We start from the raw sequence: 6,597 nt of genomic DNA, 5'->3' as shown, positions 1-6,597 counted from the left end.
AATATCTTTACAAAAAAAACTTGTAGAGAAAAACACCTACTTTCTCTACAAGCTGAGGAATAACAATGTTATTCCTCTCTCTCCCGTTTAGGCATCCATGATTTTTTCTTTTAAATTTTCGTTGAAACTGCCTTCCTTAATCATCTCGATTTCAAACTTATAAGGGGCTTTTTTGTTCTTTTTATCTGTTCCAACAAAAGGAGTTTCCAATATTTTAGGTAATTGCTGCAATTGTGGATGATGGACAACATAGTGAAGTGCTTTGAACCCGATGTGTCCTAAACCTATATTTTCATGTCGGTCTTTATGTGCACCACGTTCATTTTTGCTGTCATTGACATGGACGACTTTAATTCTGTCTACACCAATAATTTTATCGAATTCATTTAATACCCCGTCAAAATCGTTTATTACATCATACCCTGCATCATGGATATGGCATGTATCCATACAGACGGACAGATTCTCATTATGTGTTACACCATCAAATATTTCTGCCAGTTCTTCAAACGTTCGTCCAACTTCTGAGCCTTTACCTGCCATTGTTTCAAGAGCAATTTGTACTCCACTGTCTTTTACGAGTACTTCGTTTAATCCCTCGATAATTTTTTTGATTCCAGCCGCTGAACCTTCACCAACGTGTGCACCTGGATGAAGGACAATCTGTCTTGCACCAAGTGCCTCTGTTCGGTCAATCTCATTCCTTAAGAAATTTACCCCAAGTTCAAAGGTTTCGGGTTTGACTGAATTCCCAATATTTATAATATATGGTGCATGAACGATAATGTCTGATATACCGTTCATTTCCATATGTTCTCTCCCTGCCATGATATTTAATTCCTCAATTGGCTTTCTTCTCGTATTCTGGGGTGCTCCCGTATAGATCATAAAAGTGTTTGCTCCATAAGAAATGGCTTCTTCACTGGAACCAAGCAGCATATTCTTCCCATTCATCGATACGTGAGATCCTAATTTCAACAATTGCTACACCTCTCCCTGTAATAAATATACCTTGCTTCTCTCTATTTACTGTATTTTGATTTCTTGTTCAATCTCCGTTTTATGGACTCTTGCTGTCTTTTCATTTTCTTTTTGTAGCCAGGTTTTACTTTTTTTGTTTTCGAAACCTGCTTCCATGCTTCTCTTTCCACATTTGTAGTAGTCTTTGTCCGCAAATGACGTTCGTTCCATGGTTTGGCTTCTTTCCATTCTCCATTTTTTACTTCCACATACGAAAACGTAAGTCCTTTTTGTTCGAGTTTATCGACCAATTTTAAATCGGATTCATCATATATACTGATTGCAGTACCTTCCATACCTGCTCTGGCAGTTCTTCCTACACGATGAATATAAAATTCCTCTTCTTTTGGAATCTGAGCGTTGATTACATGGCTTACACCTTTAATATCGATTCCACGCGCGGCCAAATCTGTGGCTACAACATATTGATAGCGAAGACCCTGGATCTCTTTTAATACGCGCTTACGTTCCCTCGGTGTCAGGCCGCCATGGATCAGACCAGCATCCAGACCTCTTTCCTGTAAACCCTTAGCCAATTCGTTAGCCTGTTTTTTACCGTTTGTAAAAATAATCGCAAGATAAGGCTGAATGACTTTGGAAATGTCCATAATGATGTCCGCTTCGTCTCTATGCTTGCGTGCAATGAGTCTATGCTCCATTGTTTCAGGAGAAAAATGCTCATCAATTTTAACATATATAGGATTTTCCAAATACTTCTTGAAAAAATGCTGTAATCGTTGTGGAATTGTTGCTGAAAATACCATTAGCTGTATATCTTTTTTTGACCGTACAAGGAGCTGGTCCACCTCATTAATAAATCCTAGATCAAGCATCAGATCCGCTTCGTCTATAACAAAGGAAGTGGCTGAGTATATGGATAACGCATCTTCTTTGACCAGATCCAAAATCCTTCCAGGGGTTCCGACAACAATATGTGGGGGTGTTTTTAATTTATCCATCATTTTCTGCTTATCTGTGCCCCCAACTAGCAGCTTGGCTATCCATTTACCATCTTTTTCTGCATAGTGAATCATCTTTCTTACTTCATCATGTATTTGTGTTGCCAACTCTCTTGTTGGAGCAGTGATTACAAACTGTACTTCCTGTTTTGAACTGTCTATCTTATTGAACAAAGGCAGCAAATAAGCATGGGTTTTTCCTGATCCTGTTCGTGATTGCCCAATGACGCTCTGTCCTTTCAATATTCCAGGAATTACTTTTTCCTGTATTTCTGTGGGCTTCTTAAATCCAAGTTTTTCAATAATATCCTGTAATAATGGATGAAAAGCGAAATGATCGAAGTTATTGTTTTTCATGTATGCATTACTCCTTTTTGTTTACAAAAATTTGAATGGTTCGGTGTTCGATTTGGAGATTGTAATTTCAATTTTTTCCTGTTTCAGCTGCTGCTGCAAATATTCCTTCGTCGCTTTTTTCATCACTTTCTCTATATAATGACCAGGGTCTATTACTGAAAGGCCGATTTGTTCTGCTTCTTGAGCAATATGGAATGACATATCTCCCGTAATATACACATCTGCACCGCTTCGCTTTGCAGCATGGATATATTTTTCCCCGCTCCCACCGAGAACAGCTACTGTTTTTACTGGTTTATCGAGATCACCTGTAACGCGAACTGCTGGAACATCAAACGCGGTTTTTACATAATCACAAAGTGCTCTCAGTTTTGCCGGAGTTTTCAAGGTCCCTATTCTTCCAATTCCGTATTTTTTTCCTTCATTAATCAGTGGGTATATATCGTAGGCTGCTTCTTCATAAGGATGTGCATCAATCATGTGATTTATCACATTCTGAAGATAAGTCTGCTGAACAATCGTTTCTACTTTAACTTCATTAACATATTCAAGCTGATTTTTTGATCCGATAAATGGATTTGTCCCCTCAAGAGGTTTGAAAGTACCCTGGCCTTCTGTCTGGAATGTACAATGACTGTAATTTCCGATGTGCCCCGCTCTGCCCTTACTTAAAGCTTCTCTAACCACATTTTCATGCGACACAGGTACATAGACAGCAAGTTTATACAATTGCTCACTTTCAGTTTCTATGAGAACTTTTCTTGATTGCAAGCCCAGCAGTTCACTTAACATGTCGTTCACACCGCCATCTGCAGCATCCAGATTGGTGTGGGAAGCATAAACGGTGATTTCATTAGTTATTAATTTTTGGATGATTTTCCCTTGAGCGGTATCTATATTAATCTGTTTCACCGGTTTGAATAATAATGGATGGTGCGCGATAATCAGATCTGCACCTTGTTCGATCGCTTCGTCTACTACTGACTCGGTTACATCTAGTGTAATCATAATTTTTTTAACTGACTTACTATATGAACCGAGTTGCAAGCCTACGTTATCCCAGTCATAGGCCATGCTTTGGGGAGCCCAGTTTTCCATGATACCGAATATATCTGAGTTATTCAGGACTTTTCCATTCATCCTTCAATACCTCCTCCATCCAAGCTAATTCCTTTTTGAATCGTTCCATCTTTACGTTGTCGGGTGCGGTTGCGTTATTCATTTGCGCTATTGCTCTCCCTAGTTTCTCATGCTCCAGTTTCCATTTTTTCAGGAATACAGACGTCTTTTGTTTCAAAAGCAGCGGCCCGAATAACAATTCTTTTTCGAAGTGCTCATCAGAATAAAGACTATCTCCGTTATTCCTTTCTGCAACAATAATTTCATAAATATGATCATTTTCTTCTAAAATGACTTCCTTCGTTAATGTGAAATTGTTTTCAAAGAACCATCTTCTGACATTTCTAGCATCTACATTTGGCTGAGCAATAATTCGCTCTACGGTAGACAATTTTGATTTTCCCTCGTCAAGAATTGTTTTAATTAAGGAACCGCCCATACCTGCAATCACGATATGATTAACTTCTTTATCTTTAAGTACCTCCAGCCCATTTCCGAGTCTTACCTCAATTTGTTGTCCAAGTTTATAAAGGTCGACAGTATGTTGCGCACTATTAAATGGCCCCTCGTTTATTTCCCCTGCTATCGCTTTTGCAGTTGGATCTTTCAGACATACATGACAAGGCAAATAGGCATGATCGGAGCCAATATCCGCAAAATAAGCTCCTTCAGGAATATATGAAGCTACTTCCAATAGTCGATTTGACAGTTTTAATTTGTTCATCATCATGTTCTCCTTTTAGAAAGCTTGGCATCGGCAGCTTTTCGGCAAATGCCTCATTGGACTTATGGCAGATTAGACAGTTTCATGCTTCTTACCTGCTAAAAAAGAAAAGCTTTCTGTTTTTCGCAGAAAGCTAGACTTTGAATACCTGTTACATATTAATATTATTGTTGTTCACTCAGCCACTCTGAGAGGGCAGAAAGTTCTTCGCCGGCAACCTGGTCTTGTGGTGGCATTGAACCAGTTCCGTTTTGAATGATGTCTGCAATTTCATCTGAAGAATATTTGGAGCCTACCTGAGTCAGATCTGGGCCTGCTCCACCAGATAAGTCTGCACCATGGCATGCAGCACAGTTAGATTGATAAACAGCATCTGCGTCTCCACCTGCTGTTTCGCCCTCTTGTGTTTCTTCTGTTTGTTCACCACTGCCATCTCCAGCCTGTTGTATGTCTGCGCGCTGATTAATTCCAACAATTGAAATGATAACTACTGTAAGTATCCCTAATACTGCAATGATTGCATATGGTACAACCGGGTTTTTTCTCATTGTGTTTCCTCCTTATGTAATCCCCTAATTAAATCTATAAAATACTATATATAGTTTACTCGAATTTTGAATAATTTTAAAGGATTAAGCTGTTAAATTTGTAAAAATAAAATAAGATAAGGTGAAAATGACAAAAATTACACTTATGAACTGCAGTATTCTATATTTTTTTACTATACTCACGTAAAACCACAGTACAAAATTGGACAGGATTATCGCTGTATGAAAAAAGTTGCTGGTCGATAAAACAGTGCTGCTCGTTGCAGTGATCAACAATAGCATTAGCAATGAAACATATAAAGGCAACTGTACATCGTCATATCCCTTCTTAGGGAAGTAAAAATAAAGCCATACGGTATATACCCAGAAAAGCGATAAAATCCCTAGTTGCAAAACGGTATGAAATTCAGTAAAATATAATACAAGGAATGAAAACGGTATCACGGCTATTGATAAGCATATATGGATTATACCTAACGGTGTCCATCTGATCCTGGAAGTTGCTTGTTTATCATCTTCCTCTACCGCTTCACCTTTTGTATAGAGGGCCAAAAGAAAATCGCAATACGTTTCAGGAAGCAGCCTGTGTTCCTTCCAATACTTAATTTCATTTATAATTACAGCGATTCTGTCAGCCGCCATGTTTTTCACCCCAATACAGGCCTTATGATCAAATAAATATAACAGGGAAAGTCATTATCCACAACAATGCGAACAATGACTGCCTATCAATCCAAAAAGTCTTTTAAACGTTTGCTGCGGCTGGGGTGTCTAAGTTTACGAAGTGCTTTTGCTTCAATCTGGCGAATACGTTCTCTCGTAACCCCAAACACTTTTCCTACTTCCTCAAGCGTTCTGGTTCGCCCATCATCAAGACCGAAACGAAGGCGTAATACATTTTCTTCCCGATCTGTCAAGGTATCGAGCACATCTTCAAGCTGCTCCTTCAGCAATTCATATGCTGCATGATCAGATGGTGATACAGCTTCCTGGTCCTCAATGAAATCTCCGAGATGGGAATCGTCTTCCTCGCCAATAGGTGTCTCTAGTGAAACTGGTTCCTGGGCAATTTTCAAAATATCGCGCACTTTATCTGGGCTTAATTCCATTTCTTCACCGATTTCTTCCGGTGTAGGTTCACGCCCTAAATCCTGCAATAGTGATCGTTGAACCCGAATAAGTTTGTTGATTGTTTCCACCATGTGTACAGGAATACGAATCGTTCTTGCCTGGTCGGCAATTGCACGCGTTATCGCCTGTCTGATCCACCATGTGGCATACGTACTGAATTTAAACCCTTTACGATAGTCGAATTTTTCAACAGCCTTGATAAGTCCCATGTTACCTTCCTGAATTAAATCAAGGAATAACATACCACGGCCGACATATCGCTTGGCAATACTTACAACAAGTCGCAAGTTTGCCTCGGCAAGGCGGCGTTTAGCTTCTTCATCCCCTTCTTCAATACGGGATGCCAGTTCGATTTCCTCAGCAGCGGACAGTAAATTCACTCGTCCGATTTCTTTCAAGTACATGCGCACAGGATCATTAATTTTAATCCCCAGTGGTACACTTAAATCATTCAGATTAAATTCTTCTTCTTTTGCAATCTTTTGCATGTTGGGGTCATCTTCCGATTCGCCTATTACATCTACACCCTGTTCTTCCAGGTGCTCATAAAATTCATCCATTTTATCGGATTCGATTTCAAAATTGGATAGACGGTCTGCCACCTCTTCATAGGCTAATGTACCACGTTTTTTACCCATTTCCACCAATTTTTCCTTTGCTTGTTCCAATGACAGTTCATTATCTTTTGTTTGCGAAGGCTTATTTTCGGCCATGAGTCCCCCTCCTTCCAGTCTAAATA

At 39.3% G+C, this 6,597-nt stretch carries 7 protein-coding genes; all 7 read right to left on the bottom strand.

The genetic code is table 11. The features are described from left to right. Positions 1–87: 87 nt before the first annotated feature. A complete protein-coding gene (locus A4245_RS09010; RefSeq protein ID WP_067727394.1) occupies positions 88–981 on the bottom strand; it encodes a deoxyribonuclease IV in 894 nt (297 codons plus the stop codon). A gap of 41 nt (positions 982–1,022) precedes the next feature. Beyond that, positions 1,023–2,336, bottom strand: coding sequence for a DEAD/DEAH box helicase (locus tag A4245_RS09005; protein WP_067727393.1), 1,314 nt, complete (start codon positions 2,334–2,336; stop codon positions 1,023–1,025). A 21-nt stretch (positions 2,337–2,357) separates the two neighbouring features. Continuing rightward, positions 2,358–3,476, bottom strand: coding sequence for a Nif3-like dinuclear metal center hexameric protein (locus A4245_RS09000; RefSeq protein WP_067727392.1), 1,119 nt, complete (start codon positions 3,474–3,476; stop codon positions 2,358–2,360). Further along, positions 3,454–4,179, bottom strand: coding sequence for a tRNA (adenine(22)-N(1))-methyltransferase (locus tag A4245_RS08995; RefSeq protein ID WP_324609852.1), 726 nt, complete (start codon positions 4,177–4,179; stop codon positions 3,454–3,456). Before A4245_RS08995 ends, A4245_RS09000 begins: the two co-directional genes overlap by 23 nt. Positions 4,180–4,343: 164 nt before the next feature. Beyond that, complete coding sequence (gene cccA, locus A4245_RS08990) at positions 4,344–4,727, bottom strand: cytochrome c550 (protein WP_067727390.1); 384 nt, start codon at positions 4,725–4,727, stop codon at positions 4,344–4,346. An 84-nt stretch (positions 4,728–4,811) separates the two neighbouring features. Further along, positions 4,812–5,369: a hypothetical protein gene (locus A4245_RS08985; protein ID WP_067727389.1), complete on the bottom strand. Its 558-nt coding sequence runs from the start codon at positions 5,367–5,369 to the stop codon at positions 4,812–4,814. 86 nt (positions 5,370–5,455) lie between these two features. Next, positions 5,456–6,571, bottom strand: coding sequence for an RNA polymerase sigma factor RpoD (gene rpoD / locus A4245_RS08980; RefSeq protein WP_067727388.1), 1,116 nt, complete (start codon positions 6,569–6,571; stop codon positions 5,456–5,458). Between the last annotated feature and the right edge of the window lie 26 nt (positions 6,572–6,597).

Source organism: Oceanobacillus damuensis (assembly GCF_001618145.1).
Taxonomy (GTDB): domain Bacteria; phylum Bacillota; class Bacilli; order Bacillales; family Amphibacillaceae; genus Oceanobacillus; species Oceanobacillus damuensis.
Note: the sequence above shows the minus strand (reverse complement) of the source record. Positions and strands in the feature narration are given on the sequence as shown.